Below are 26,717 nucleotides of genomic sequence, written 5' to 3' on the forward strand. Positions count from 1 at the left end.
TCAGCTCCGCTTCAGTTTCGGATCAAGGGCGTCGCGCAGCCCGTCGCCCATCAGATTGATCGCCAGCACGGTGATCAGAATGGCGAGGCCCGGGAACGTTACCACCCACCAGGCACGCAGGATGAACTCGCGCGCCTCGGCCAGCATGGTGCCCCACTCGGGCGTGGGCGGTTGCGCTCCCATTCCGAGGAACCCGAGCGCCGCGGCATCAAGGATTGCGGTCGAAAACGACAATGCCCCCTGCACGATGATCGGCGCGAGACAGTTGGGCAGCACGGTCACGAACATCAGGCGCATCAACCCGGCGCCGGCAACGCGGGCCGATGTCACATAATCCTTCTGCTTTTCCGCCAGCACGCTGGCGCGGGTCAGGCGTACGTAGTGGGGTTGCAGAACGATGGCGATCGCGATCATCGCGTTGGTCAGGCTGGGTCCGAGGATCGCCACCAGAACCAGCGCCAGCAGCAGGGACGGGAAGGCGAGGATCACGTCCATGATCCGCATGATCACGCTGTCTAGCCATTGCGGCGCGAACCCGGCAACCATGCCGATCAGGATGCCGCCGCTGGCCGCAACGGTCACGACAATCACCCCGACAAAGAAGGAATAGCGCGCGCCTTCGATCAGGCGCGACAGCATGTCCCGCCCCAGCGGATCGGTGCCCAGCGGAAATGCCCAGTCGCCACCGTCCTGCCAGGCCGGGGGCAGCAGGGCGAATTCACGGAACTGTTCGGTCGGATCATAGGGGGCCAGCCACGGGCCGAGCGCGGCGCAGATGACAAAGCCGATAAAGATCCAGAGGCCAAAGACAGCGCCGCGATTTTCGCGGAAATAGAACCAGAACTCGCGAAGGCGACCGGGACGGGCGGTTTCAACTGGGGCGGTTGCGTCAGTCATCTCAGCGCTTCCTGATCTTGGGGTTGATGACGCCATAGAGGACATCGACGGACAGGTTCACCACCATCACCATCACGGCAGTCAGCAGCAGGCCACCCTGCACAACCGGGTAGTCGCGACGGAAAATGCTGTCGAGCATCCATTTGCCGATCCCCGGCCAGCTGAAGATTGTTTCGGTCAGGATCGCGCCGCCGAGCAGGGTGCCAACCGACAGGCCGATGACCGTAATCACCGGGATCAGGGCGTTGCGCAGGGCGTGGATGCCGTTGATCCGGCCGGGCGACATGCCCTTGGCGCGGGCGGTCCGGATATAGTCTTCGCCTAGCACTTCGAGCATCGCCGAACGGGTCTGGCGTGCGATCACCGCCAGCGGGATCGTGCCCAGCACGATGGCAGGCAGCACCAGATGCCGCACCGCCGAGATGAAGGCACCCTTCTGGCCGGACATCAGGCTGTCGATCAGCATGAAGCCGGTGGAGTTAGGGAAGTAATAGACAAGGTCGATGCGCCCGGAGACCGGCGTCCAGCCCAGATTGCCCGAGAACACGATGATCAGCAGCAGCGCCCACCAGAAGATCGGCATAGAATATCCCACCAGCGCCGAACTCATCAGGGCGCGGTCAAAGAACTTGCCCCGGTTCACCGCGGCGATGACGCCCGCAGGCAGCCCCATCACGACGGCGAACACCATGGCGCAGAACGCCAGTTCAAGCGTTGCGGGAAAGAGCGCAAAGAATTCGTCCCAGACCGGGCGCTTGGTGACGAAGGAATCGCCGAGATCCCCTTGCAACACACCGGTAAAGTAATCCCAGAACTGTTCATAGATCGGTCGGTCAAAACCGAACTGTTCGGTCAGCTCCTGATATCGCTCTTCGGTCAGACCGCGTTCCCCGGCCATGACGATGATCGGATCACCGGGCAGTACCCGGATAAAGGCAAATGAGATGAGTGTGACGCCGATGAACGTCGGAATGAAGGTCAGCAGGCGGGAACCGAGATACTTTAGCATGGCAGGATCGTCAGCTCCTTTGGAAAAGTGGTCAGCGACGTGCAGCCGCCCTCGTTGATCAGAATGTCATCCTCGATGCGCACACCGAAATTGCCGATGTCATAGAGGCCCGGCTCGTTGGTATAGACCGTCCCGGCGGGCAGGGGCATGTGGTTGCCGCGCATGATATAAGGAGCCTCGTGGACATCGCGACCCAGCCCGTGGCCGGTCTTGGTGCGGATCCGGTCGGCATAGGGCGAGGCTTCGAGCACGCCGGTCACCGCATCGTCGATCTCATGCGCGGTGACGCCGGGGCGCGTAACCTCGAAACCACGCAGATTGGCGCGCAGCACCGTATCATAGACCTGCTGCGCCTCGTCGGTTGCGTGTTGCAGAAAGACGGTGCGCGTAATGTCGGCGGCAAAGCCATGCTTGCGCGCGCCGAAATCGATCAGCAGCGCGTCGCCCGGCCTGATTGCGTAATCGGACCGGGCGTGGGCATGCGGACGGGCGGAATTGTCACCGGCGGCGACAATCGGCCCAAAGGCCATGTCCTCGGCGCCTTCGGCGAACAGAGCCTGGATCAAAACCTGCTCGATATCGGTTTCGCTTTGCCCGATGCGCACGCTCTCCAGCGTCTGCGTCAGGGCGCGTTCGGAAATCTCGATGGCGGCGCGCAGGGCCGATACGTCTTCGGCGGTCTTGATCATCCGCAGGCCCGAGATCGCGCGTTCGCCATCCACGATGCGCAGGTCGGGCTGCGCGGCTTTCAGCGCGTGATGCACAAAGACGCGCATGACCTGACCTTCGACGGCCAGCGAGGAAATGTTCAGATGGGTCATCAAGGCGGCAAACGCCGCGTCATAGCCATCCTGATCGCGCCAGTCGAACACCGCACCGTCGAACCCGACAAGGTCCCAGCTGCGCAACTCGAGATTGGGAACCAGCGCCGCCGCCTGACCGCTGGCGGGGATCACCAGCAGGAAAGGACGTTCATGGCTCATGAAACTGTGGTTCAGGGCGCGGGTGAAATTCGGGCCCGGCACCAGCCCGACGGCGTCGACATCCAGATCGCGGGCGACAGCGGCATATTGGGACAGGCTGTTGGAAAGGGAATTGGTCACGTGGCTGACTTTCGCTGCGTGAAAAGAGAGGAGCGGTGCATGAGGCACCGCTCCGATCATGTTTACTTCAGGCCGACTTCGTTGAAGATATGGCCGCCCAGCGGGTGCACCACATAGTTGTCGACCTCGGGGCGCATCGGCATATAGACAACCGAATGCGCGATGGTTGCCCAGGGGGCCTGCTCCTTGAAGATCACCTGCGCCTGCTCATAGAGCGGTGCGCGCTCGGCCTGGGTTGGCAGCACCTTGGCCTTGCCGATCAGTTCTTCGAAGGGCTCATGGCACCATTGTGCGCGGTTCGAGGCTTCACGCCCGTCACATCCCAGCAGCACCGCGAGGAAATTGTCCGGGTCGCCATTGTCACCGGTCCAGCCCAGCAGCACCGCGCCGTCGCGATCCAGTTCCTTGGAGCGCGACAGGTACTCGCCCCATTCATAGGACACGATCTCGACATCGACGCCGATCTTGGCGAAGTCCGCCTGCATCAGCTCGGCCATGCGTCGCGCGTTGGGGTTGTAGGGGCGCTGTACCGGCATCGCCCAGATCTTCATCTTCAGATCGCTGACGCCTTCCGCTTCCAGCGCGGCCCGTGCCGCCTCGGGATCATAGGGATCGTCCACGATGGCGTCGTTATAGGACCACATGGTCGGCGGGATCGGGTTCTTTGCGATCTGGCCCGAGCCCTGGAACACCACGTCGATGATCGCCTGTTTGTCGATCGCCATGTTCAGTGCCTTGCGCACCTTGGGGTTGTCAAAGGGCGGGACCGTGGTGTTGTAGGCGAGATAACCCACGTTCAGGCCTTCTTGTTCCATCACCACGATGTCTTCGTTGGCTTGCATTTCGGCAATATCGGCGGGGTTCGGATAGGCCATGACGTGGCATTCACCCGCCTGCACCTTCTGATATCGCACGCTGGCATCCGGTGTGATCGCAAAGATCAGCGCCTCGACGCGTGCCGGCTCGCCCCAGTAGTCGTCATTGCGCACATAGCGGATGACGGCGTCTTTCTGATAGGCCTGGAACACGAAGGGGCCGGTGCCGATCGGTGCCTGGTTCAGCATCTCGGGCGTGCCCGCTTCCAGCATCGCGTCAGCGTATTCCTTGGACACGATCGACGCGAAATCCATCGCCATGTTGGCAATGAACGGCGCTTCGGGGCGGGTCAGATTGAACGTGACCGTATAGTCATCGACTTTTTCTATCGACTCGAGCAGGTCGGGCATCGACATGCCGCCGAAATATTCCCAGGTGCCGCCGGACACGGTATAATAGGGGTTCTCTTCGTTACCCTGCCGGTCGAAGCTGAAGATCACGTCATCCGCATTGAAGTCGCGGGTCGGGGTAAAGTTGGCGTTGCTGTGAAACTTGACTCCTTCGCGCAGCTTGAACGTGACGCTCTTGCCGTCTTCGCTGACTTCCCAGCTTTCGGCCAGCCCGGGGATCACCTCGGTGGTGCCGACCTTGAACTGGGTAAGGCGGTTGTAGATCGGGTGACTCGAGGCGTCAAAGGTCGTGCCGGCGGTATAGAGCGCCGGGTCGAATCCCTCTGGCGAACCCTCGGAGCAATAGACCAGCGCCTGTGCCGCAACGGAGCCGGCACTCAGCGCCAGCGCTGTCGCACCGGCCGCCAAGTAAGATCTGAAAGTCATGAAATTCTCCCAATTTCAGTGTTGTTGTTTGCGCATTGCGCCAAGTGACTCTTCGGCCACTAAGTGGGCAGTAGCCTGCCATCTAAATGTGCACATGAAAAGGGCAGACCAACGCTCATATGCGGATTCTTCACTGTTCGCGCTGCTCTCTGTGGAATTGTCGCGGCATCGGCGCTGCCCGCACCGAGGAGAATTGGGTCGACCCGGTTGCCTGGCCTGATAGAAAGGCCGGCAGATCAGTGGGAGAGAAATGACATGATCAATCTCAAGTTGCCGTGTGTCGCGGCGGCCGTCGTGGCAACCCTGGCGATGCCTGCGCTGGCGGAAACGCGGGTGACATACAAATCCGCGAAAACCGCGTCTTCCTATTACCAGATGGGGGTGCAGATCGCCGAAGCGATGAAGGCCGGGTCGGATGGCGACATCATCGTCACCGTCGAGGAAAGCCAGGGTTCGGTGCAGAATGTGATGGAGGTGCGCGCGCGGGGAGCCGATTACGTCTTTACCACGCCGCCGGCGCTGGTCGGTCTGGCACAGGGCGGCAAGGCGATGTTCGAGGGCAAGGGAGACCCGTCCTTTGACGAGATTCGGGCGCTGTTTCCGATCCCGTCGCTGACCATGCATTTCGTCATGTCGGAGGCGTCCGGGGTAACGGATTTCTCAGGCATGGAGGGCAAGACCATCCTGCTCGGCAAGGGCTCGTTCGGGGCCCGCGAGGGCGCGAAGTATCTCGAACTGTTCGGGCTTGAGGGCAATGTCAACATCGCGGATGTCGAACTTTCAGGGGCTGTTGCCGCTCTCAAGAACGGTCAGATCGACGGTTTCGTCACCGCCGGGTCCTGGCCCGCGCCCAACGTGATCGAGGCGGCGGCGTCGACCGGGGTCAGCGTGCTGTCCCTGAGCGACGAGCAGATCGCCGAAACCGGGCGCGCCCGTCTTGTGATCCCGGCCGGTACATATACCGGTCAGACCGAAGATATCGTTACCACCTCGCTGCCCGTGGCTGCGTTCACCACGACCAGGATGGATGATGACACCGCCTATGCCCTGACCAAGACATTCTGGGAGAGCAAGGCGAGGATGGGCGCAGAGGCCCCCTGGTGGAACGGTGTGGATCAGTCTCTGATGGCCAATATAACCGGCAAGTTTCACCCCGGCGCGCAACGCTATTATGCCGAGGCGGGGATCGAACTGACGGACGCGCAGAAATAGCGATCCGATGCAACGGGCCGGGCCTTGAACGCCCGGCCCCTCAGGAAAGTAGAATATGACCGATACCGCAGATGCGATGCCGCTGCGCGCATTATGGCTGACCCTTGCGGCGGCCATAGTCGCCTTCCATCTCGGGCTGATTTTCTGGGGCCTGGTTCCCAATCTCGTCAGTCGTCCGTTGCACCTCGCCTTTGTCCTGCCTTGGGTCTTCGTGTTTGGCGCGCGGACGAGATCACAGGCGATCAGCGGCGCGATCCTTGCGGTTCTCGGGGTCTCTGCCGCGCTGTGGGTGGCATGGAACCACGAGATGCTCGGCGATCAATACGGGTTTCTCGAAAACCGCTTTCAGGTCGGTGTCGCGGTTGTGCTGCTTGGCTGCGTCATCGAGGCCGCGCGCCGCGCCATCGGTTGGCCGCTGCCGCTGGTGGCGGTACTCGCGCTCGCCTATGCCTTGCTGGGGCAGCATATTCCCGGCGAATTCGGCCACGCGGGCACGCCGCTCAACAGTTTCCTGGGGACCCTCACCATCGCCGAAGGCGGGATTTGGGGCAGCCTGACCGCGGTTTCCGTCGGCGTGGTCTCGATCTTCGTGATCTTCGGCGCGGTTCTGAACGCGGGCGAGGCAGGGCAGGGGTTCATGAACGTCGCCGCAGCCGCCGCAGGCCGGCTCAAGGGGGGCGCGGCCAAGGTATCGGTGATTTCCTCGGCACTGTTCGGGTCGATCTCGGGATCGGCCTCGGCCAATGTCGCCTCGACAGGGGCGATCACCCTGCCTGCGATGACGCGCCTGGGCTATCCAAAGCGATTGGCGGCGGCGGTCGAGGCGGTGGCCAGTTCCGGCGGGCAGATCATGCCACCGCTGATGGGGGCAGGCGCTTTTGTCATGGTCGAGCTTACCGGCGTTCCGTACACGGGCATCATGGCCGCTGCGGTCCTGCCGGCGCTGCTCTATTTCCTTGCGGTCTGGATCGGGATCAACGCCTATGCGGGCCGCTACGAATTGCGCGGCATCGACAAGGCGGACCGCCCGGCCCGGCGCGACGTGTTGATCACATCTGCGTTTTTCCTCGTGCCGTTCTCGGTTCTTTTGTGGGGCATGTTCGGGCCAGGGTTCACGCCGCAATATGCCGCGAGCCTGTCGATTTTGGCGGGTGCCATCCTGTTGTTCTTCAATCGCACCGGACGGTTCGACGGGGCGCAGGTGGCCGAACGGTTCTCGTCGGCGCTGCTCAACGCGGCCCGGCAGATCGCGATGATCGCGTCCATCATCTTTTGCGCTTCGATCATCATCGGGGTGCTGTCGATCACCGGTCTTGGGGTCAAGATCACCTCTCTGATCCTGTCCGCGTCCGGGGGTCTGCTCTGGCCGTCGCTGCTTCTGACCGCGCTGGCCTGCCTCGTGCTCGGGATGGAGGTGCCGACGACCGCGGCCTATGTGATCTGTGTCTCGGTCGCCGGCCCCGCCCTGATCCAACAGGGTCTGGAGCCCTTGCAGGCGCATCTCTTCGTATTCTGGTTCGCGTTGCTCTCGACCATAACGCCGCCGGTTTGCGGCGCGGTGTTCATCGCTGCGGGCATGATCGGCGAAAGCTGGGTCAAGGTGGCGCTGACCGCGATGGCGCTTGGTGTGGGCCTGTACGTGATCCCGCTGGCGATGATCGCGAACCCGAACCTTCTGAACCTTGTCGATGCGCCGCTTTCCGCGCTGTTCGCGATGGGCCGCGTGGCGATCGGTCTGGGTTTGCTGAGCTATGGTTTGATCGGGGTGCGGGGAATTGCGGGGAAACTCGCCCTTACCGCTGCGGGACTCGGGATTGCGATGTCGGGCCTCTGGTTGTGACCCGGGCCGACGGTCGCCAATACGCCTTTGGTCCCGGTTTCGCGCCCCCGTCGCTTGCGGCAGGATCGGCATGTCAGGCGGGGGGCGATCCGTGCGGGGCTGCATCGTTCGCCAATGGCATCGGGGAGAGATGTGATGAGACTGATCAACTGTATCCGCGTGCTGCTGGCGATGTGCTGCGCCGGTCTGGCAACCGTTGCGGGCGCACAGGAGATGCCGGTGGTCCGGGTTGCGGTGCTCAAGATCGGGACGGTCAACTGGGAACTGGATACCATTCGGCGCAACGGGTTCGACAAGGCAAACGGCTTTGAGCTTGCGGCGCTGCCCTATGCCGATAACGGCGCGACGCGTGTCGCTTTCGAGGGGGGTGACGCCGATGTTGCCGTGGTCGACTGGATCTGGGTCGCGCGACAGCGTGCGGCGGGCAAGGATTACGTTTTCATCCCGTATTCCAAGGCTGTTGGCGGGTTGGTTGTGCCCGCTGACAGCACCGCTCAAACGCTACGGGACCTCGCCGGTGGCAAGATCGGTATCGCGGGCGGACCGCTCGACAAGAGCTGGCTGATCCTGCGGGCCTATGCCACGCGTGAATTCGGCATGGATCTGGCGCAGGACACCGAGCAGGTCTATGGCGCGCCACCGTTGATCTACAAGAGCGCCCTTGCCGGAGACACCGACGGGGCCATCAACTTCTGGCATTTCCTTGCCAAGATGAAGGCTGCGGGCATGCGTGAGTTGCTGTCGGTTTTCGAGGCGTCGGTCGCGCTGGGGCTGGACCCCGATGTGCCGCTTCTGGGATATGTGATGAAGGAAAGCGATCTGGCCGAGAACCCGGAATTGGCACAGGCATTTTACGAGGCGACCCGCGCAGCCAAATCGCTGCTGGCCACGGATGATGCCGCGTGGGAGCCGCTGCGTGCGGCGATGAACGTGCGTTCTGACGGCGAATTCATGGCGCTGCGCGATGATTTCAGGGCGGGCATTCCGGCCAGGGGGCCGGTCAACGCGGAGAGTGCGGACAAGCTGTTGCGGTTGATGGCGGAACTCGGGGGCGAGAAACTGGTGGGCGATGCGACCACATTGCCGCCCGGATTGTTCGCGCAGATACAATGATACCGTGATCGTTCGCCTGACGTCCCTGATCGGCCTTCTGGCACTCTGGATCATTGCCGCGTGGATCGGCAATGATCCAGAGGTGCTGCCCATGCCCGGCGCGCTGCTGGGGCCGTTCCGGGCCGAAGTCGCATCGGGCGCGCTGCCCTACCATCTTGCCATGACATTGATCCGGGTTGCCTGGGCCTTTGTGCTGGCCATGTCGGTGGGGCTGGCGCTCGGTCTTGTGATGGGGTTGTGCCCGCGCGTGGACAAGTGGCTTGACCCGTGGCTGGTGGTGTTTCTCAACCTACCGGCGCTGGTTCTGATCGTGCTGTGCTACCTGTGGATCGGATTGAACGAGACTGCCGCCATCGTCGCCGTGACCCTGAACAAGATACCGAATGTGACGACGATCATCCGCGAGGGCGCACGGGCGCTCGATCCCGACCTCAGGGCGATGGGGCAGGTCTATCGCATGTCCCGGCGCAGCTATCTGCGCCACGTGATCTTGCCGCAGCTTGCACCGTTCATCGCCGCGGCGGCGCGTTCGGGAGTCGCTGTGATCTGGAAGATCGTGCTGGTGGCGGAGTTTCTTGGTCGATCCAGCGGGATCGGGTTTCAGATACACCTGTATTTTCAGCTGTTCGACGTCGCGCATGTGCTGGTCTATTCACTGTCCTTCATCGCGGTGATGCTGGCGGTCGAGTGGCTGCTGTTGCAGCCTTGGGAACGCCGCGCCCGCCGCTGGAGGCGCGCATGATCACCGTTGACGTCAAAAGCAAACGATTTGGTGAGAGCGAGATCCTGCGCGACATCCATTTTGTCGTCGCGGCGGGGGAAACCGTGGCATTGCAGGGCCCATCGGGCATTGGCAAGACCACGCTGCTGCGGCTGATCGCGGGAATAGACCGTGCGTTCGACGGCCGGATAGACCGTCCCGACGGGCTGGCCATGGTGTTTCAGGAGCCAACGCTGCTGCCGTGGCGCAGCGCGCTTCAGAACATTACGCTGGTGCATCCGGGCCTTGGCGAGGAGCGGGCGCGCGCGGCGCTGGCTCGTGTCGGGATTGGCGGCAAGGCCGACCTGTTTCCCGGTCAACTGTCACTGGGACAGCAGCGCCGTCTGGCCCTTGCGCGCGCCTTTGCCGCCCGGCCGCAGGCGTTGATCCTCGACGAACCCTTCGTATCGCTCGATCCGGATCTTGCGTCGGAAATGATCGAACTCGCGCGCGCCCTGATCGAAGAGGTACGACCGGCCACGCTCTTTGTCACCCACTCCCGCGAAGAAGCGGCGAGCCTGAGTGATCGCGTCCTGAGACTCGCCGGTCAGCCCGCAACTCTGGAAACAATCGCGCCCGGCTGACCTGTCGCTCGAATGCCCAAGGCGCGTCGCAGGTTGTTGAGCGCGTAGGGCTCTCCGATCTCGGGTAGCGCACGGTGATCCGGCTTGTCGCGCGTTCAATTATGCGCGCACCCCTGAAAACCGCGTTTCCCACTCTTCGCGCTGCTCATCCGTGATCTTCGCGAACAGCACATCGGGCACGGTGAACGCATGCCCGCCGGGAAGAGCGGCCAGCGCGGCCGGCACGTCGTCCGGCCAGGTGTCGTCGTCGGTCTGCAATGCCGCGAGTATCAGTGCGCTGGTATCCGGGATGAAGGGCGCACTGAGCACCGCGTAAAGCCGCACAAGGTTCAGTCCGAGCCGAACCTGCGCGGCCGCGCGATCGGGGTCGGTCTTGAAAGTGGTCCACGGCGCGGTGTTTTGCAGATACTCGTTCCCGGCCACCCAGATCGCGCGCAATTCCTGCGCCGATTTACGCACCTCCATCGCCGCCATATGCGCCTCGTAGGCACGGACGCGTTGCGTCAGATCGGCGATCAGGCTCTGCTCTGCCGTATCATAGTCACCGGCTTCGGGTACGGCCTCGCCGAACTTGCTGCGGCAGAATTTGGTGATGCGGCTGACGAAATTGCCAAGCACGTCGGCAAGATCCTTGTTCACCGATTGCTGGAAGTTCTCCCAGCTGAATTCGCTGTCGCTGCTTTCGGGCGCATGGCTGAGCAACCACCAGCGCCAGTAGTCCGCCGGCAGGATGTCGAGTGCCTGATCCATGAACACGCCGCGCCCCTGGCTGGTCGAGAACTGGCCGCCTTCGTAATTCAGGTAGTTGAAGGATTTCAGGTGATCGACCATTTTCCACGGCTCGCCCGAACCGAGTATCGTGGCCGGAAAGCTGAGGGTGTGAAAGGGCACGTTGTCCTTGCCCATGAACTGGACGTACTGAACGTCATCCGCGCCCTTGTCGGTGCGCCACCAGCGTTCCCAGTCGGCGTCCGTCCTGCCGTTGGCCTCGGCCCATTCGGCGGCGCAGGCGATGTATTCGATCGGGGCGTCGAACCACACGTAGAATACCTTGCCTTCCATTCCCGGCCAGTCCGCATCGCCCTTTTTCACCGGCACGCCCCAGTCGAGATCGCGGGTGATACCGCGGTCCTGCAAGCCGTCGCCGTCATGCAGCCATTTCTTGGCGATCGATGTGGTCAGGATCGGCCAGTCGGTCTTGCTGTCGATCCATGTGTCCAGATCGTCCTTGAGGGCTGACTGCCGAAGATAGAGATGCTTGGTTTCGCGTATCTCGAGATCCGTGGAGCCCGACACCGCGCTGCGCGGATCGATCAGGTCGGTGGGGTCAAGCTGCTTGGTGCAGTTCTCGCATTGATCGCCCCGCGCTTTTTCATAGCCGCAATTGGGGCAGGTGCCTTCGATATAGCGGTCCGGCAGAAAGCGTCCGTCGGCATTCGAGTAGACCTGTTTCTCGGACACTTCGCGGATCAGCCCGTTCTCGGCCAGCTTGCCGGCGAAATGCTGTGTCAGTTTGTGGTTCTGCGGATTGGACGAGCGCCCGAAATGATCGAAGCTGAGACCAAAGCGCCGGGCGATATCGGACTGGACCTCGTGCATTTCGGCGCAATATTCCGCCACCGGCTTGCCGGCCTTGGCGGCGGCCAGTTCGGCGGGTGTGCCATGTTCGTCTGTGGCGCAGAGGAACATCACCTCGTTGCCGCGACAGCGCATGTAGCGGGCGTAGAGATCCGCGGGCAACTGGCTGCCGATGAGATTGCCCAGGTGCTTGATGCCATTGATGTAGGGAATAGCCGAAGTGATGAGTATGCGTGCCATTGATCCGTCCGCGCTGAGTTGGGCGCTGTGTAGCGCAGGGCAGGCGGATCGTCACCCCGTCTTTTATCTACCCCGGTGCGTCACTCCGGATCCCGCTGGCGGCGGAACAGCCGGCCCACGGTAAAAGACGTGCGTGGCGTGTAGACATACGGGGTTTTCGTGCTGCTGGTGGGGCGCATCCGCATCCGGGCAATCCCGAATACGACAAGCGCGACATGCCCGAGCGCAATCATCGTGAACATGGCATGCGGTCCGAACCACCCGATCAGGAGCGAGGCGACCGCCGGGGCGGCGATGGCGCCAAGCGCGTAAAAGAACATCAGTGCCGCCGACAGTTCGACCCGTTCCTCGCTCTTGGCGAAATCATGCGCATGGGCGGCAGCGACCGAGTAGATCGGAAAGGTGGTCACGCCAAAGATAAAGGCGCTCACCATCACGCCGGTCACTCCGAAATCCGGTGCTCCCATGGTCATGGCACTGCTGGCAATCGCCGCGACCGACAGCCAGATCAGCACCCATCGCCGGTCGAACCGATCCGCCAGCCAGCCCACCGGATATTGCGCCACCGCGCCGCCAAGCACGAAGGTGGCGAGGAACCAGCCGATCTGCCCGGCGGTCAGCCCGACCTCCTGACCGTAGACCGGACCGATCATGCGAAAACTGGCCGAGGACAGCGCGGCCACCACCACACCCGCCGCGGCAAGCGGTGACATCTGGATCGCCAGTTTGGGACGAAGACGCGGGGCATCGGGTGTTTCGGGCTGTCTCGCCGTTGTCAGGGTCAGGGGCAGCAGCGCCGCGCAGCACAGAATGGCCAGTATGTTATAGCTGACATAGCTGGCGGGCGCGAGCACACCGATCATGAGTTGCGCAACGAGCGACGCGCTCATGTCCACGACCCGGTAGACACCCATCGTGCGACCCCGGCTTTCATTGGTGACCTTGGCCTGCAACCAGGCCTCGATCACGGTGTAGCAGCCCGCCACGCAAAGCCCGGACATCACCCGCATCACCGTCCAGGCGTAGGGGTTGATCACAAGCATATGAGCCAGCAACCCGATCGCGCCGGTGGCTGTAAAGGCGGCAAAGGCGCGGGAATGGCCGACGCTGCCCATCAGGCGCGGCGCCCACCAGCAGCCGATGAAAAACCCAAAGAAATGCGCCGACCCCAGCAGGCCGATTTCAGTGGTGGAAAATGAAAGGGCGATCCCCGAGAGAGCGTCCAGCGGACCGACGCCCCCAGAGGACAGTTGCAGCAGAATGACAGAGAGAAAGAGGGCGGCAGAGGAAATCAAAAGGCGCATGATGCGATCAATCTGGCTGGCTGGCCGAGCCGGGCTTGGCATTTCTCGACAAAAACAAGTCGTTTTTGCAGATAGTTGGGCCATGGCTATGCCCTTGCCGCGGTGACTGCAAGCGTTACCGGACGGGTGGCGGCAACTTTCGGGGTGGGTATTCGAACGGATGGCGCTGGCGAAACCGATGCCGTCGTGGCCGGGGTCGGGCCGGGAAGCGAATTGTCATCCGCCACGCAATCGGTAGGTTGCACGCCAAGCAAGCGAGGAATGTTGTAATGAAGATGAACCCACTGGGCCGGACCGGCCTGTCCGTTTCCGAGCTGTGCCTCGGCACCATGACCTTCGGCACCCAGACAGATGAACGCGAATCCCACGCCCAGATCGACAAGGCGCTGGCGGCGGGAGTCAATTTCCTGGACACCGCCGAGATGTATCCTGTCAATCCGGTGCGCGCGGAAACCATCGGTCGGACCGAAGAGATCATCGGCACCTGGAACGCCGCCAACCGGGCACGGCGGGGCGATTACATTCTGGCGACCAAGCATTCGGGCGAGGGTTTGGCCCATGTGCGTGACGGCGCGCCGATTTCCTCGGCGACGATACCGGGCACGATCGAAGGCAATCTGCGGCGGCTGCAAACCGACTATATCGACCTCTACCAGTTCCACTGGCCGAACCGCGGCAGCTACATGTTTCGCAAGAACTGGACCTACGATCCGTCAGGCCAGAACCGCGAGGACACGCTCGCCAATATCGAGGATTGCCTCGAAGCGCTGCAAAAACAGGTCGACAAGGGAAATATCCGGCATTTCGGCCTGAGCAACGAAAGCGCCTGGGGCACCGCGCAATGGTTGCGCGTCTCCGAGCGACGCGGCTGGCCCCGCGTGGCATCCATACAGAACGAATATTCGCTGCTGTGTCGGCTCTATGATACCGATCTTGCCGAGCTGAGCGTGAACGAGGATGTCGGATTGTTGGCCTTCTCTCCGCTGGCGGCGGGGCTGCTGACGGGCAAATACGCCGATGGTTCGGTGCCCGACGGATCGCGCAAGTCGCTGGTGTCAAACCTGGGCGGGCGTGATACGCCGCGCGCGCACGAGGCGGTGGCGGCCTATCTCGACGTGGCCAGACGCCACGGACTCGATCCGGTGCACATGGCTTTGGCCTGGTGTCGCACGCGCCCCTTCATGGCGTCGGCGATCTTTGGCGCGACCCATCTGGATCAGCTGGATCACATCCTTGCATCCGTGGATGTCACGTTGAGTGATGACGTTCTCTCCGATATCGACACCACCCATCGCGCCCATCCGATGCCCTATTAGGGCATTCGCCTCAGGGCGCGGAGTGCTGCGCCCGCCGGATGGCGCGGGCGGATCGGCCATGCGCCAGTTGAAAGGCGCGCGCAAAGGCGGCGGCCGATCCGAACCCCGTCGCCAGCGCCACATCGAGAAGGGGCATGTCGGTATCCCGCACCAGCCGCATGGCTTCGGCAAGGCGCAGTGAGAGGTAGTGTGCTTTGGGCGTGGTGTTCAACCGTGCCCGAAACTGCGCCTGCAGCGTGCGCGGCCCGGTGCCCGCGCGGCGGGCGATGTCGGGGATCGACAGGGGCGCATCGAGAGTCTGCTCCATCAGCGCGCTGACCCGCGCGGTCAGGGCGGTGTGCCCCGGATTGCCGCTACGGCTCTGGGCGCGTGCGGGATCGGGCGCGCTGTCGTATATGAAGGCCCCGGCGACGCGGGCGGACAATTCCGCGCCGTAGCGGCATTTGATCAGGTGAAGCATCATGTCGATTGCCGGTGTCGCGCCGCCGCTGGTCATCCGGGTGCGATCCACATGAAACCGGTTGCGCAGGGTGGTCACCTCGGGGAATTTTCGCGCAAACTTTTCCAAATCTTCCCAGTGTGTTGTCGCGCTGAATTGATCCAGAACACCAGCTTCCGCCATCAGCCACGGACCGCCGTCGATCCCCGCCAGCGTCGCACCGTCAGCCGCGATCCGGCGCAGGCCCGCGCGCAGCGCGGGGGTATCATGTGCTCTGAGATTGAACCCGGCGACGACCACCAGAAGATCACATCCCTGAAGACGGCTCAGCGCGGGACCGGGCACCGCGAGGCCGGAGGTCAGCCGCGCGGGTTTCCCGGTTGCGGTGACATAGCTCCAGTCGAACAGGCGGCGATCCGACATCCGGTTGGCGGCGCGCATCGGATCGACCGCTGCGGCAAAGCTGAGCGTGTTGCTGTCGTCGAGAACCAGCACGGCGACATTCAGGGGCCGTGACGTGGGTTCGAGAATGTTAATTGCGGATTTCATCAAGAATACTGCCTAAATTGTAAATTCTGTCTTGCCAAGTCGCGTCATCTTTCCGCCAGCAAACAGGAGGATCAGCCGATGCCGCTCACCATGAACAAGGACGTGTTCATCACCTGTGCCGTGACCGGTTCGGGCGGAACCCAGGATCGCAGCCCGCATGTCCCCCGCAGCCCCCGGCAGATCGCCGAAAGCGCGATTGCGGCGGCCAAGGCAGGCGCAGCGGTGGTGCATTGTCACGTGCGCGATCCGGACAGCGGCACGCCCAGCCGCGATCTGGCCTATTACCGCGAAGTCACCGAGCGTATCCGCGATGCCGATGTGGACGTGGTTCTGAACCTGACGGCGGGGATGGGCGGGGACATGGTGTTCGGATCGACGGAAAGCCCGCTGCCGCTTCAAGAAGCGGGTACCGACATGATCGGTGCCGCCGAGCGGGTGCAGCATGTGGCCGAATGCCTGCCGGAAATCTGCACGCTGGATTGCGGCACGATGAATTTTGCCGAAGCCGATTACGTGATGACCAACACGCCGGGGATGTTGCAGGCGATGGGTCGGATGATGACCGCTCTTGGTGTCAAACCCGAGATCGAGGCCTTTGATACCGGGCATCTGTGGTACGCCAAACAACTGGTCAAGGATGGCGTTCTGGACAGTCCGGCGCTCGTGCAACTGTGCATGGGGGTGCCGTGGGGCGCGCCGGATGACCTCAATACCTTCATGGCGATGGTCAACAACGTGCCTGACGACTGGACCTTTTCGGCCTTCGCGCTCGGGCGCAACCAGATGGCCTATGTCGCGGCGGCGGTTCTGGCCGGCGGCAACGTGCGGGTCGGCCTGGAAGACAACCTGTGGCTGGACAAGGGCGTTCTGGCCGAGAACTGGCAATTGGTCGAACGGGCCGGAACGATCATCGAGAACATGGGCGCACGGGTCATCGGGCCGGATGAGGTGCGCGAAAAACTGGGCCTGGTGAAGCGCGCCCCGGCGACGAAATAGAGCGCTCCGGGGGCGGTTGGCGGGCAAGCTGCAATCGCTCTGGCGTCTGCAATGCAATGACCCGCGCGGGAAAAGGGACGGTATGTCATGAGAACGGCAGCAATCATCGGTGGTGGCGTGATCGGCGGCGGATGGGCCGCGCGATTTCTGCTGAATGGGTGGGATGTCCGGGTGTTCGATCCGGATCCGGAGGCCGAGCGCAAGATCGGCGAGGTGCTGGATAACGCACGCCGGTCCCTGCCAGGGCTGAGCGATGCGCCGCTGCCTGCGGAAGGGCAGCTGAGTTTTCACGCGCAGATCGCCGAAGCGGTTGCCGGTGCCGCGTGGATCCAGGAGAGCGTGCCGGAGCGGCTGGAGCTCAAGCACAAGGTGTTCGCCGGAGTGCAGGCGGCCTGTGACCCGGATGCGATCATCGGGTCGTCGACCTCGGGATTCAAGCCGAGCGAGTTGCAACAGGGCGCGCTTTGGCCCGGCCAGATCGTGGTGACGCACCCGTTCAACCCGGTCTACCTGCTTCCCCTGATCGAGGTGGTGACGACTGCGGCGAATGACGTGGATATGATCGGGCGGGCGACGGACGTGTTGACCGGGTTGGGCCTGTTTCCGTTGCATGTGAAAAAGGAGATCGACGCGCATATCGCCGATCGGTTCCTGGAAGCGGTCTGGCGCGAGGCCTTGTGGCTGGTCAAGGACGGCATTGCCACCACCGCGGAGATCGACGAGGCGATCCGCATGGGCTTTGGCATCCGCTGGGCGCAGATGGGGCTGTTTGAGACCTATCGCGTGGCCGGGGGCGAGGCCGGAATGAAGCATTTCATGGCCCAGTTCGGCCCGGCGCTGAAGTGGCCCTGGACCAGGCTGATGGACGTGCCGGAGTTCACCGACGACCTTGTCGACCTGATCTCGGGGCAATCGGATGCCCAGTCGGGGGCCTATTCGATCCGTGAACTGGAACGCATTCGCGACAACAACCTCGTGGCGATGATGCGGGCGCTCAAGGGACAGGACTGGGGTGCGGGTGCGGTGTTGAACCAGCAGGACGCGCGTTTGCGTGAAAGCACCGCGCTGTCGGGCGGTGTGGATCAGGTCGGGGACCTCTCCCAGCCGATTCTCACCCTGTCGCGCGCGGTTCCGCTCGACTGGACCGACTATAATGGCCACATGAACGAGGCCAGATATCTGGAAGCATTCGCCGCATCCTCGGACCGGTTCATGGAAATGATCGGATGCGACGCGGCATATATTGCCTCCGGCGGCAGCTATTTTACCGCCGAGACCCATATTCGTCATCTTGCCGAGGTGCATGCCGGCGCGCGTATCGAGGTACGGACGCAGATGCTGGTCGGAGAGGGCAAGAAACTGCATCTGTTTCACAGCATGTATGAGGGGGAACGGCTGCTTGCGACCGGTGAGAGTTTTCTTCTGCATGTTGATCTCAAGAGCAGGCGGCCCTGCGCGCCATCCGCAGAGATAGAGGCTGCGATGCAGCGGATCCGGTTGGCGCAGGCAGGGTTGCCCTATCCGGACGGCGCGGGCCAGGCGATCCGTCGCCCAGGATAAGCCGGTTGGAGAATGATGATGCGGCTGCGGGGGCGCTGCCCCCGTCGCCCGACGGGCGACTCCCCCGGAGTATTTGACCAAAGCTGAAGATCGGTTTGGTGTTCCCTGATGCGAGCATTACCACATCGCTGGGCGATCCGGGATTTCGATGTGCGATATTTCAACTGTTGTCAGACGCTCATGAAGCAGGTCTGGCGCAGCATTTGCAGATGCGCGGACAGATCGCGGGCAGGCAGGGTCGATTCGCGTACCAGCCTGTCGAAGTGGCGGGTAAAGGTTTCGATGCGGTCGCGATCGCGGAAGGCGATGTAGTGACCGCCCGCATAGAAAACGCAGAGCAACGGCCCGAAAATCGTCACCGGGGCGCTGTAGAGTCGCTGGGCGTCAAAGAGGTAGAGGCGCATGCGCGGATAGAGTTGTTCGCCGAGTTCGATGAATCGGTCGAGCTGTTCGCGCCGGATGTCCAGTGGCAGGCCCTCGTAATACCCGACGCCCTGCGCAAAACTCTCCAACTCGTAGCGCGGCATGGCGATCTCGTAGTCTGATTGCGCGCTGCGCATCCATTTGAGGCGGTCTTCGGAGGCGCCGATCGCCTGGTCTGCGGTTCGCCCGAGATGCGGGGCGTATTCCCATTCGAGCAACGCACGGGTTTTGAGCATATCGGGCAACGCCGCCGGGACGTGACGGATCTTGTAGCCGGCGGCTTCGCGATGCCATTCGAAGATGCGTTCGTCGACCAGAGCGCGCGGCGCTTCGCTGAGGCTGAGACTGTTGGCCAGAAGGTCGGCCGCGCATTCCGGCCGGTCGGAGAGGGACAGCAACCAGTCTGCCGACACCCCGAGTGCTGCGGCACATGCGCCGACGACATGGCCATTTGGCAGGCGGGCACCCTCATCGGTCAAGAGCTGCGATATCGTCGAACGATCAACCCCGATCTTACGTGCCAAGGCGCTCTGGCTGGTGCCTGTTTCGCGCATGGTGCGCGACAGGCGGGTACGAAAGTGATCGGCGCGGAGGCGCTTGTCCATATTATGCGGCATTTGTTTATTATTATCACATATGGTGATTGTTGTTAATTAAATTCGGAATTCTCACGCGCGATTTCATACCATAGCACGGGCATGCACGATGAGGGATTGGACAGCATGGAGACAAGGCGGTGCGCACGCGTGGGGGCGGTAAGCTGAGACCTGATGGGCCTGTCGATGATGGCCATTGTCAGCGTTATCGCGACGGAGGCATGATGTCTGAGCGGCAGGGATCGTTTCAGCAGGTCGAATGGATCACATTCCTGCTGATCGTCGGATGTTATGGGGCGTGGGTTGTCGTATTGTTCCGGACACCTGTTCTGCTTGCCGTGCCGGCGACCGCCTTCCTCGTGGCGCTGCACGGTTCCTTGACACATGAGGCGTTGCACGGGCACCCGTTTCGATCACGGATCGCCAACGAACTCCTGATGGCGCTCCCGCTCAACCTCAGCGTTCCCTACAATCGTTTTCGCGACCTGCACCTGGCGCATCACCGTGATGCCAACCTGACCGATCCCTACGATGACCCCGAGAGCAATTATCTGGATCCGATGGTGTGGCGGCGACTGCCCGGCTGGCTGCAACTGATCTATCGTTTGAACAACACCCTGTTCGGCCGGATGCTCATCGGGCCATTGATCGGGCAGATCAGTTTCCTGCGCGATGAACTGCGGGGCATGCGGCGCGGCGATCGCGCAATCTGGCTGGCCTGGACCCTGCATCTGGCGGGCGCTGCGGTTGTCCTGCTGATCGTTGCGGTTTCGCCCATGCCGATCTGGGCCTACCTCGTTTCGGCCTATCTCGGGCTCGCCGTGCTCCGGATCCGGACCTTTCTTGAGCATCGGGCGCATGATCGCGTGCGGGGCCGGACGGTCGTCGTCGAAGATCGGGGTGTGTTGGCTTTTCTGTTTCTGAACAATAACCTGCATGTGGTGCATCACATGAACCCCACCATACCGTGGTATCGGCTGCCCGCGATCTATCGCAAGGGGCGGGCCCGGTATCTCGCCATCAATGACGGCTATGTCTATCGATCCTATGGCGAGGTCTTTCGACGTTACCTCTGGCGGGGCAAGGACCCGGTTGCACATCCGCTCTGGCCTCGCGAGTGAAAACAGGTCACTAGGAGGCATGAGCCTCTGGATCCCCGTTACCCTCGCCGCCGCTGCCTTTCAAACCTTGCGTTTCATGCTGCAAAAGAGCCTGAGCACGACGCAACTGTCTGCGACGGGCGCAACCTTTGCCAGATTTGCCTATTCCGCGCCGCTGATCCTCGGATTGCTGACGCTCTATCTGGTGATGAGTGGTCGCGACCTGCCTGCGTTGTCTCCTGCCTTCTGGCTCTTTGCGGTGGCGGGCGGGCTGGCTCAGATTCTCGCGACGATGTGTGTCGTGGCGCTGTTCAAACAACGCAATTTCGCTGTGGGCATCACATTCAAGAAAACCGAAGTGATCCAGACCGCGCTGGTCGGGTTGCTTGTTTTGGGCGAAGGGGTCAGCGCCGGCGGCTTTGCCGCGATCCTGATCGGCCTGCTCGCCGTCGCGCTGTTGTCCCGCACGCCGGGCGCAAACGGCTCCTGGCTGAAGCAGCTGACAAACCGCGCCTCGATGCTTGGATTGGGGTCGGGGGTGCTGTTCGCCATATCGGCGGTGACCTATCGCGGCGCATCACTGCAACTGGGCGAGACCGAGCCGGCGCTGCGCGCCGCCATCACGCTGGCTGCGGTGGTCACGATTCAAACCGTCGTCATGGCGGTCTGGCTGGGGCTGCGCGACCGGGCCGAACTGAAGGCCGTCTGGTCCACCCGGCGCGTGGCTGTCTGGGTCGGCATATTCAGCATGGCCGGATCGTTCTGCTGGTTTCTTGCGTTCACCTTGCAGAACGCCGCCTATGTCAAGGCGCTTGGACAGGTTGAACTGGTCCTGAGCCTGCTTGCCTCCACGCTGTTCTTCAAGGAAACGATCACCGGGCGCGAGATCGCTGGCATGGCCTTGCTGGGTGTGTCGATCGTGCTGCTCGTACTCGCGATCTGAGACCGGACCGAGCGGTCGCAGCTTCATCTTTGGGCAAATACTCCGGGGGAGCCGCCGTCAGGCGGCGGGGGCAGCGCCCCCATCACGTCATACTGTCTCAATCATGCTCCGGCATGGCGCGCCCACGCAGGCGCAGGAACAGGCTGGCCTCGTCACTGTTGCGGAAATAGGGCACGCTTGCCGGCGGCGCCGGATCATCCACGCGCCCGGCGACCTCTGCAAGAACCACCTCGGTAATGAACGGCAGATCAAATCGGCGCGCTTCGCTCAGCTTGATCCACTGCAGATGCGACAGCTCGTCACTTGCATGGGTGAAATCGTCAAGATCACCCTGGATCGCATCCGCATCGACCAGAAAGAACCTTGCATCGAAACGGCGTGGCCGGCCCGGCGGCGTCAGCGCGCGAAAGACGAATTGCAAGGCGTCGGCAGACGGCAGGTGGCCGGTTGCGGCAAAGCCCTGCCAATCCTCGGGCACCGGACCATGCCATTTGCCGGGTGTGCCAAGGATCAGTCCCGTTTCCTCCCAAAGCTCGCGGATGGCGGCGGCGGCAAGCGCCTGCTGCAGTTCTTCCGGCGCATCTTCGCAAAGACGATCACGGCATAGATCGGGCAGGGGGCGGGCCAGCGGGATCCGGGCGTCGCCTGCATCGACCGCGCCACCGGGGAAGACGAACTTGTTGGGCATGAACGCCGCTTTGGCACCGCGCTGTCCCATCAGGATCGACGGATCGTCGTGACGGTCGCGCAGCACGATGACCGTGGCGGCATTGCGGATTGCGGATTTGTCGATGGTCATGCTCTCTCCTGCCGACACGGGGCAGGCCGGCTTCTTGAATGCCTGCGCTAGAAGCCGTGCATGTGTCGCGCCCACTGGAACCCGACAATCGCCCCTTTCAGTCTCGGCAGAAGATAGAGCGACAACCCGACGCAGCCAACCGCAAAAATGGTGAACAGTGTCAACGGTTCCGGCCGCCACATGGTAAAGCAGAACAGCAGCAGCGGTGCCATGATATGCCCGACGATCAGGATCGTCAGATAGGCCGGCCCGTCATCGGCCTGGTGATGGAAAAACTCTTCCCGGCAGACCGTGCAGCTCTCGTTCACCTTGAGATAGCTGTGCAGCAGCGGGCCGCTGCCGCATTTCGGGCATTTGCAACGCCATCCGCGCGCCATGGCCGGCCACAGGTCGCGGTCGGATGAATGTGCGGCGTCCGCCGTCAGGTTTTGCGAATCGTCAGTCATGTCTTTTCCGTTCTCCCTGCACCAAGATGGGGACGATCGGGCGCGACGGAAAGGGCACATCATGCAATTGCGTCGGGATGTCGCGACGTGCCCGCTCTCTTGCGTCCTGCCGTCGGCGGCGCGCCGCAAACGCCGTGATCGAAAAAAATGCAGTTTCAGCGACGGAAAGCGACCGGCGCCGCGTTTTGTAGACATGGTTGACGGCACCGGGCCGTTGCAATGAAGGAAAACGACAGATGAAACATACAGGCTTTATCTTTGCGATCATCGCGGGCGGCGTCGCCTTAACGGCGGGCTCCGCGATGGCCCAGAAACCCGACGGGATGCATCGGGCGCCGATCTCGTTTGAACAGGTGGATCTGGATGGCAATGGCGAGATTTCCCAGGATGAATTCGCCGCGCGCCACCAGGCGCGGTTCAACGAAGCGGATGCCAATGGCGATGGGTCGCTGGATCGTGACGAACTGCTTGGCGCTGCTGTCAAGCAGGTCGAGGATCGCGTTGACAGGATGATCGAACGCTTTGATGCAAACGTGGATGGTGTATTGTCGCAGGACGAGATGCCGAAACCCCGCGACGGCAAGCGTACCGGCAAGGTCTTTGACCGTATGGACAAGGACGAGAACGGCAGCATCTCGAAGGCGGAATTCGACGAGGCGCAAGCGCAGATGGACAAGCACGGCAAAGGCAAGTGGCGCAAGAACTGAGCCAGTGCCCGAAGGCGGATTCATATCCGGGGATCGGCGCAGGTCGGCTGCGGTGATCCCGATCGGTGCGGCACCTTCGGATGACGCGCTGCTGGTCCTGTTTGCCAATGGCGAGCAGGCCGCGGCGCGAGACCTGACCGAGCGCCTTGCACCGCGCGCCCATGGCGTGGCGATGCGGGTGCTCGGCGATCGTGCCGAGGCCGAGGACGTGGCGCAAGAGGCGATGATGCGCCTGTGGCGCATGGCGCCGGACTGGCAGCCGGGTTCCGCCAAGGTCAGCACCTGGCTCTATCGGGTCACCCTGAACCTGTGTCTCGACATCAAGCGCCGTCGCCGCGGTGGCATGGCACGGCTCGACGATGTGCCGGACCCGCCGGATCCGGGGCAGGGCGCCGCCGAACACCTGCAGCAGGCTGCGCGTGCGGATGCGTTGCAAACCGCGCTGGGGCTGTTGCCGGATCGGCAGCGCGAGGCCGTGGTGCTGCGGCATCTGGAGGGGCTGTCCAATCCGGAAATCGCCGAGATCATGGAGATCAGCACCGAGGCGGTCGAGAGCCTGACCGCACGTGGCAAACGCGCATTGAGCCGGGCATTGGCCGGGCGAAAGTACGAACTGGGGTATCGCGATGACTGACAGTGACAGAGACATGGTTGATCTGGACGTGTTTTTTGACGCCGCCCGGAGAGAGACGACGGTCTTGCCGGGTGATCTGGAGCGCCGGATCGTGGCGGATGCCACCCGGGTGCAGCATGAATGGCAGATACCTGCCGCCGCGCCGCGCCCCGGGCGCTGGCGGCAGCTCTATGACATGCTCGGGGGCTGGCCGGCGATCGGTGGGCTGGCAACGGCCTGCGCGGCCGGGGTGTGGCTCGGGTTTTCGCCCCCTGCGACGCTGCCCGATCCGGCGCAGTATCTTGTCAGCGACACCATGTTTCTGGATGAGGACAGCCTGGTCATTGCGATGGCCGAGGAAGGATAGATGAACATGCAACAGGACAAACCCGCACCAAGGCGCCGGTTGTGGCTTCGCCTCCTGCTGGGTGCCTCGCTCGCGCTCAACCTGCTGGTGATCGGGCTTGCGGTCGGGGCGGCGCTGCGGTTCGGCGGCCCGGACGGCGCGCGTCGTCCGCCGCCCGTGCTCGGTGCGATGTTGTATCGCGAGTTGCCGCGAGAAGAGCGCAAGGCGGTGCGCCGGGAAATGCGCGAGCGGTCGGTCGATCCCGGTCCGGGTCGCAAGGCCGCGACACTTGAGGTGGCCGCCCTCATACGCAAGAGCCCGTTTGATAGGGCTGCGCTGGAGATGCTGCTGAAGGAACAGTTCGAGCGGCGCGAGACCTGGCAGGCGATGGCGAATACGGTGCTGATCGAGCAGTTGGGTCGCATGACCGACGACGAGCGTCAAGCCTATGCGGATCGTCTTGAAGACGCCCTCGAAAGGTCGCGCGATCACGGCAAGAAGCGCAAGGACAAACACCAGTGAGCGTGCTCGCGATGCGAAAAGCGGGATTCGGCGGGGAGGATGCGGCCTTCAATGGCCAAAGGTGGCCCACATTGATAATCTCGTGGGCCACCTTTGATGATTTTATTTGAAAAAAAAGTGGCTATTGGTAGGCCCGGCAGGACTTGAACCCGCAACCAAAGCGTTATGAGCGCTCTGCTCTAACCAATTGAGCTACAGGCCCGCCTTTGCGTTGCGTATCACGATGAGCGGGCGCGTCAAGTGCGTGTTCGTCAGGATATGTTGCAAGCGGCAACGCAATGTTCTACCCCGCGCGCAGGCAGCACAGGGACAGCGCGCATGACAAACGGCAAGAATGGCATCACCTACGCCCAGGCGGGGGTGGATATCGACGCGGGCAACGCGCTGGTCGAGCGGATCAAGCCTGCGGCCAAACGCACCGCGCGACCCGGCGTGGCGGGCGGTCTTGGCGGGTTTGGGGCGTTGTTCGATCTCAAGGCGGCGGGGTTCGACGATCCGGTGCTGGTTGCCGCCACCGATGGCGTCGGCACCAAGTTGCGGATCGCGATCGACACCGGTCATGTGGACGGCGTGGGTATCGATCTTGTTGCGATGTGCGTCAACGACCTGGTTTGCCAGGGGGCGGAACCGCTGTTCTTTCTGGATTACTTTGCCACCGGCAAGCTTGAGACCGAAACCGCCGCGCGGATCATCGAAGGTATTGCGACGGGATGCGAGGGCTCGGGTTGTGCTCTGATCGGTGGCGAAACCGCCGAGATGCCGGGCATGTACCCGGCGGGGGATTTCGATCTTGCGGGATTTGCCGTCGGCGCGATGGAGCGCGGCACCGCGCTGCCCGATGGCGTGGCCGAGGGCGACGTTCTGCTGGGGCTGGCGAGCGATGGCGTGCATTCGAACGGGTATTCGCTGGTACGCAAGCTGGTCGGGATGTCGGGGCTTGACTGGGCGTCGGACTGTCCGTTCGGCAACGGCACCCTGGGGGCGGCGCTGCTGACGCCGACACGGCTCTATGTCAAACCGGCCCTGGCGGCGGTGCGTGCCGGTGGCGTACACGCGCTGGCCCATATCACCGGGGGCGGGCTGACGGAAAACCTGCCTCGGGTGTTGCCGGAGGGGCTGGGGGCGAGCATCGACCTCGGGGCCTGGCAACTGCCGGGTGTCTTTGAATGGATGGCCGGGATTGGCAACATCGCTGAGGCCGAGATGCTCAAGACATTCAATTGCGGCATCGGCATGATCCTTGTTTGCGATCCTGCAAGGGCCGGGGAACTGGCTGCCCTGCTGGGTGGGGCGGGGGAAACTGTGCACCGGATCGGCACGGTTACCGGCACTCCCGGCATGCAGTACCGGGGCACGCTGGCGTGAGTCACAAGCGCGTTGCGATCCTGATTTCCGGCGGCGGCTCCAACATGGTCGCGCTGCTGGGCAGCATGACCGGCGATCACCCGGCGCGCCCCTGTCTGGTCCTGTCCAATGACGCCGGTGCGGGTGGCCTGGCCAGGGCGGCGGAGCGCGGGGTGGCGACGGCAGTCATCGATCACAAGCCGTTTGGCGCAGACCGCGCGGCGTTCGAAGCGGAGCTCGTCAAGCCGCTGATCGCGGCACGGACCGATATCGTGTGTCTCGCGGGGTTCATGCGCGTGCTTACCGCCGGTTTCGTCGGCCAGTGGACGGGGCGTATGTTGAACATTCACCCGTCGCTCCTGCCGAAATACCGGGGCCTGCACACACATGCGCGCGCCCTTGATGCGGGCGACGCCGAGCATGGCTGTACCGTGCACGAAGTAACGCCCGAACTGGATGACGGGCCGATCCTCGGGCAGGCTCGGGTGCCTGTGCGCTCTGACGATACCCCGCAGACATTGGCCGCCCGGGTTCTGGTGCAGGAACACAGGCTCTATCCGGCGGTGCTGCGGCGATTCTGCGATGGGAACCGCGAACCGCTTTTGTTGCCATAGTCCGCTGCGGCATCCGGTTTGCAATTTGCGCGGATTGATCTAAGGGTTGAACAAGGCGGCGCGTCATATGCGCCCACCGCGCAAGAACAACAACAAACAAGCAGACGACAGC

General features: G+C 62.9%; 26 protein-coding genes and 1 tRNA gene. 16 read left to right on the plus strand and 11 right to left on the minus strand.

The genetic code is table 11. The annotated features are described in order from the left end of the window. The 4 genes from AB9K34_RS20145 to AB9K34_RS20160 form a co-directional block, all read right to left on the minus strand. Positions 1-897 (minus strand): ABC transporter permease subunit, encoded by an 897-nt coding sequence (locus tag AB9K34_RS20145; protein ID WP_369956295.1) that lies wholly within the window; start codon positions 895-897, stop codon positions 1-3. Position 898: 1 nt separating this feature from the next. Then, positions 899-1,906: an ABC transporter permease subunit gene (locus tag AB9K34_RS20150; RefSeq protein ID WP_369956296.1), complete on the minus strand. Its 1,008-nt coding sequence runs from the start codon at positions 1,904-1,906 to the stop codon at positions 899-901. After that, entirely contained in the window at positions 1,900-3,009 is a 1,110-nt protein-coding gene (locus tag AB9K34_RS20155; protein ID WP_369956297.1) for a M24 family metallopeptidase, read from the minus strand. The genes AB9K34_RS20150 and AB9K34_RS20155 overlap by 7 nt, the downstream gene beginning before the upstream one ends. A gap of 62 nt (positions 3,010-3,071) precedes the next feature. Beyond that, a complete protein-coding gene (locus tag AB9K34_RS20160; RefSeq protein WP_369956298.1) occupies positions 3,072-4,661 on the minus strand; it encodes an ABC transporter substrate-binding protein in 1,590 nt (529 codons plus the stop codon). Between the two features lie 255 nt (positions 4,662-4,916). On the opposite strand from AB9K34_RS20160, the gene AB9K34_RS20165 reads away from it, so the two are divergent. From AB9K34_RS20165 to AB9K34_RS20185, 5 genes are all read left to right on the plus strand, one after another. After that, entirely contained in the window at positions 4,917-5,873 is a 957-nt protein-coding gene (locus AB9K34_RS20165; RefSeq protein ID WP_369956299.1) for a TAXI family TRAP transporter solute-binding subunit, read from the plus strand. A 55-nt stretch (positions 5,874-5,928) separates the two neighbouring features. Then, positions 5,929-7,713 (plus strand): TRAP transporter permease, encoded by a 1,785-nt coding sequence (locus tag AB9K34_RS20170; protein WP_369956301.1) that lies wholly within the window; start codon positions 5,929-5,931, stop codon positions 7,711-7,713. Positions 7,714-7,848: 135 nt separating this feature from the next. Continuing rightward, complete coding sequence (locus tag AB9K34_RS20175; RefSeq protein ID WP_369956303.1) at positions 7,849-8,826, plus strand: ABC transporter substrate-binding protein; 978 nt, start codon at positions 7,849-7,851, stop codon at positions 8,824-8,826. 4 nt (positions 8,827-8,830) lie between these two features. Then, positions 8,831-9,568 (plus strand): ABC transporter permease, encoded by a 738-nt coding sequence (locus tag AB9K34_RS20180; RefSeq protein ID WP_369956304.1) that lies wholly within the window; start codon positions 8,831-8,833, stop codon positions 9,566-9,568. After that, positions 9,565-10,170 (plus strand): ATP-binding cassette domain-containing protein, encoded by a 606-nt coding sequence (locus AB9K34_RS20185; RefSeq protein WP_369956306.1) that lies wholly within the window; start codon positions 9,565-9,567, stop codon positions 10,168-10,170. The genes AB9K34_RS20180 and AB9K34_RS20185 overlap by 4 nt, the downstream gene beginning before the upstream one ends. A 99-nt stretch (positions 10,171-10,269) precedes the next feature. On the opposite strand, the gene metG is transcribed toward AB9K34_RS20185, so the two are convergent. Continuing rightward, a complete protein-coding gene (gene metG / locus AB9K34_RS20190; RefSeq protein WP_369956307.1) occupies positions 10,270-11,988 on the minus strand; it encodes a methionine--tRNA ligase in 1,719 nt (572 codons plus the stop codon). 80 nt (positions 11,989-12,068) lie between these two features. Next, complete coding sequence (locus AB9K34_RS20195; protein ID WP_369956308.1) at positions 12,069-13,292, minus strand: MFS transporter; 1,224 nt, start codon at positions 13,290-13,292, stop codon at positions 12,069-12,071. Positions 13,293-13,561: 269 nt separating this feature from the next. Between AB9K34_RS20195 and AB9K34_RS20200 the strand changes: the two genes are divergently transcribed. Continuing rightward, positions 13,562-14,608 (plus strand): aldo/keto reductase, encoded by a 1,047-nt coding sequence (locus AB9K34_RS20200; RefSeq protein ID WP_369956309.1) that lies wholly within the window; start codon positions 13,562-13,564, stop codon positions 14,606-14,608. Positions 14,609-14,618: 10 nt separating this feature from the next. On the opposite strand, the gene AB9K34_RS20205 is transcribed toward AB9K34_RS20200, so the two are convergent. Next, the gene (locus AB9K34_RS20205) at positions 14,619-15,596 is read right to left on the minus strand and encodes a GlxA family transcriptional regulator (protein ID WP_369956311.1); all 978 of its coding nucleotides are present in this window, start codon (positions 15,594-15,596) and stop codon (positions 14,619-14,621) included. 78 nt (positions 15,597-15,674) lie between these two features. On the opposite strand from AB9K34_RS20205, the gene AB9K34_RS20210 reads away from it, so the two are divergent. After that, entirely contained in the window at positions 15,675-16,592 is a 918-nt protein-coding gene (locus tag AB9K34_RS20210; protein WP_369956312.1) for a 3-keto-5-aminohexanoate cleavage protein, read from the plus strand. A gap of 87 nt (positions 16,593-16,679) precedes the next feature. Further along, on the plus strand, positions 16,680-18,152 hold the full coding sequence (locus AB9K34_RS20215) for a carnitine 3-dehydrogenase (RefSeq protein ID WP_369956314.1): 1,473 nt from the start codon (positions 16,680-16,682) through the stop codon (positions 18,150-18,152). Between the two features lie 170 nt (positions 18,153-18,322). Here AB9K34_RS20215 and AB9K34_RS20220 read toward each other — a convergent pair whose 3' ends face one another. Then, on the minus strand, positions 18,323-19,192 hold the full coding sequence (locus AB9K34_RS20220; RefSeq protein ID WP_369956316.1) for a helix-turn-helix domain-containing protein: 870 nt from the start codon (positions 19,190-19,192) through the stop codon (positions 18,323-18,325). A 203-nt stretch (positions 19,193-19,395) separates the two neighbouring features. On the opposite strand from AB9K34_RS20220, the gene AB9K34_RS20225 reads away from it, so the two are divergent. Then, positions 19,396-20,292 carry a fatty acid desaturase gene (locus AB9K34_RS20225; protein WP_369956317.1) on the plus strand — a complete coding sequence of 299 codons (897 nt, stop codon included), beginning with the start codon at positions 19,396-19,398 and terminating at the stop codon, positions 20,290-20,292. A gap of 19 nt (positions 20,293-20,311) precedes the next feature. Beyond that, the gene (locus AB9K34_RS20230; RefSeq protein ID WP_369956319.1) at positions 20,312-21,214 is read left to right on the plus strand and encodes an EamA family transporter; all 903 of its coding nucleotides are present in this window, start codon (positions 20,312-20,314) and stop codon (positions 21,212-21,214) included. A 97-nt stretch (positions 21,215-21,311) separates the two neighbouring features. Here the strand turns inward: AB9K34_RS20230 and AB9K34_RS20235 are convergent, their stop codons facing one another. Beyond that, entirely contained in the window at positions 21,312-22,013 is a 702-nt protein-coding gene (locus AB9K34_RS20235; protein ID WP_369956321.1) for an NUDIX domain-containing protein, read from the minus strand. Positions 22,014-22,060: 47 nt separating this feature from the next. Next, positions 22,061-22,459 carry a DUF983 domain-containing protein gene (locus AB9K34_RS20240; protein WP_369956323.1) on the minus strand — a complete coding sequence of 133 codons (399 nt, stop codon included), beginning with the start codon at positions 22,457-22,459 and terminating at the stop codon, positions 22,061-22,063. Between the two features lie 236 nt (positions 22,460-22,695). On the opposite strand from AB9K34_RS20240, the gene AB9K34_RS20245 reads away from it, so the two are divergent. The 4 genes from AB9K34_RS20245 to AB9K34_RS20260 are packed head-to-tail and all read left to right on the plus strand — an operon-like array spanning position 22,696 to position 24,647. Next, positions 22,696-23,166, plus strand: a complete 471-nt coding sequence (locus AB9K34_RS20245; RefSeq protein WP_369956325.1) for an EF-hand domain-containing protein — start codon at positions 22,696-22,698, stop codon at positions 23,164-23,166. A gap of 52 nt (positions 23,167-23,218) precedes the next feature. Further along, complete coding sequence (locus AB9K34_RS20250) at positions 23,219-23,800, plus strand: RNA polymerase sigma factor (RefSeq protein ID WP_369956502.1); 582 nt, start codon at positions 23,219-23,221, stop codon at positions 23,798-23,800. Beyond that, positions 23,793-24,146 (plus strand): hypothetical protein, encoded by a 354-nt coding sequence (locus AB9K34_RS20255; protein WP_369956326.1) that lies wholly within the window; start codon positions 23,793-23,795, stop codon positions 24,144-24,146. The genes AB9K34_RS20250 and AB9K34_RS20255 overlap by 8 nt, the downstream gene beginning before the upstream one ends. A 6-nt stretch (positions 24,147-24,152) precedes the next feature. Next, a complete protein-coding gene (locus AB9K34_RS20260; RefSeq protein ID WP_369956327.1) occupies positions 24,153-24,647 on the plus strand; it encodes a periplasmic heavy metal sensor in 495 nt (164 codons plus the stop codon). Between the two features lie 125 nt (positions 24,648-24,772). On the opposite strand, the gene AB9K34_RS20265 is transcribed toward AB9K34_RS20260, so the two are convergent. Next, positions 24,773-24,849, minus strand: a tRNA-Ile gene (locus AB9K34_RS20265). Positions 24,850-24,965: 116 nt separating this feature from the next. Between AB9K34_RS20265 and purM the strand changes: the two genes are divergently transcribed. Together purM and purN are read left to right on the plus strand one after the other, a co-directional pair. Next, the gene (purM, locus tag AB9K34_RS20270) at positions 24,966-26,012 is read left to right on the plus strand and encodes a phosphoribosylformylglycinamidine cyclo-ligase (RefSeq protein WP_369956329.1); all 1,047 of its coding nucleotides are present in this window, start codon (positions 24,966-24,968) and stop codon (positions 26,010-26,012) included. Beyond that, positions 26,009-26,605, plus strand: a complete 597-nt coding sequence (purN, locus tag AB9K34_RS20275) for a phosphoribosylglycinamide formyltransferase (protein WP_369956331.1) — start codon at positions 26,009-26,011, stop codon at positions 26,603-26,605. The genes purM and purN overlap by 4 nt, the downstream gene beginning before the upstream one ends. Positions 26,606-26,717 lie beyond the last annotated feature (112 nt).

The sequence above is a fragment of the Sedimentitalea sp. XS_ASV28 genome, assembly GCF_041224545.1.
In the GTDB taxonomy this organism is placed as follows: Bacteria; Pseudomonadota; Alphaproteobacteria; order Rhodobacterales; family Rhodobacteraceae; genus Sedimentitalea.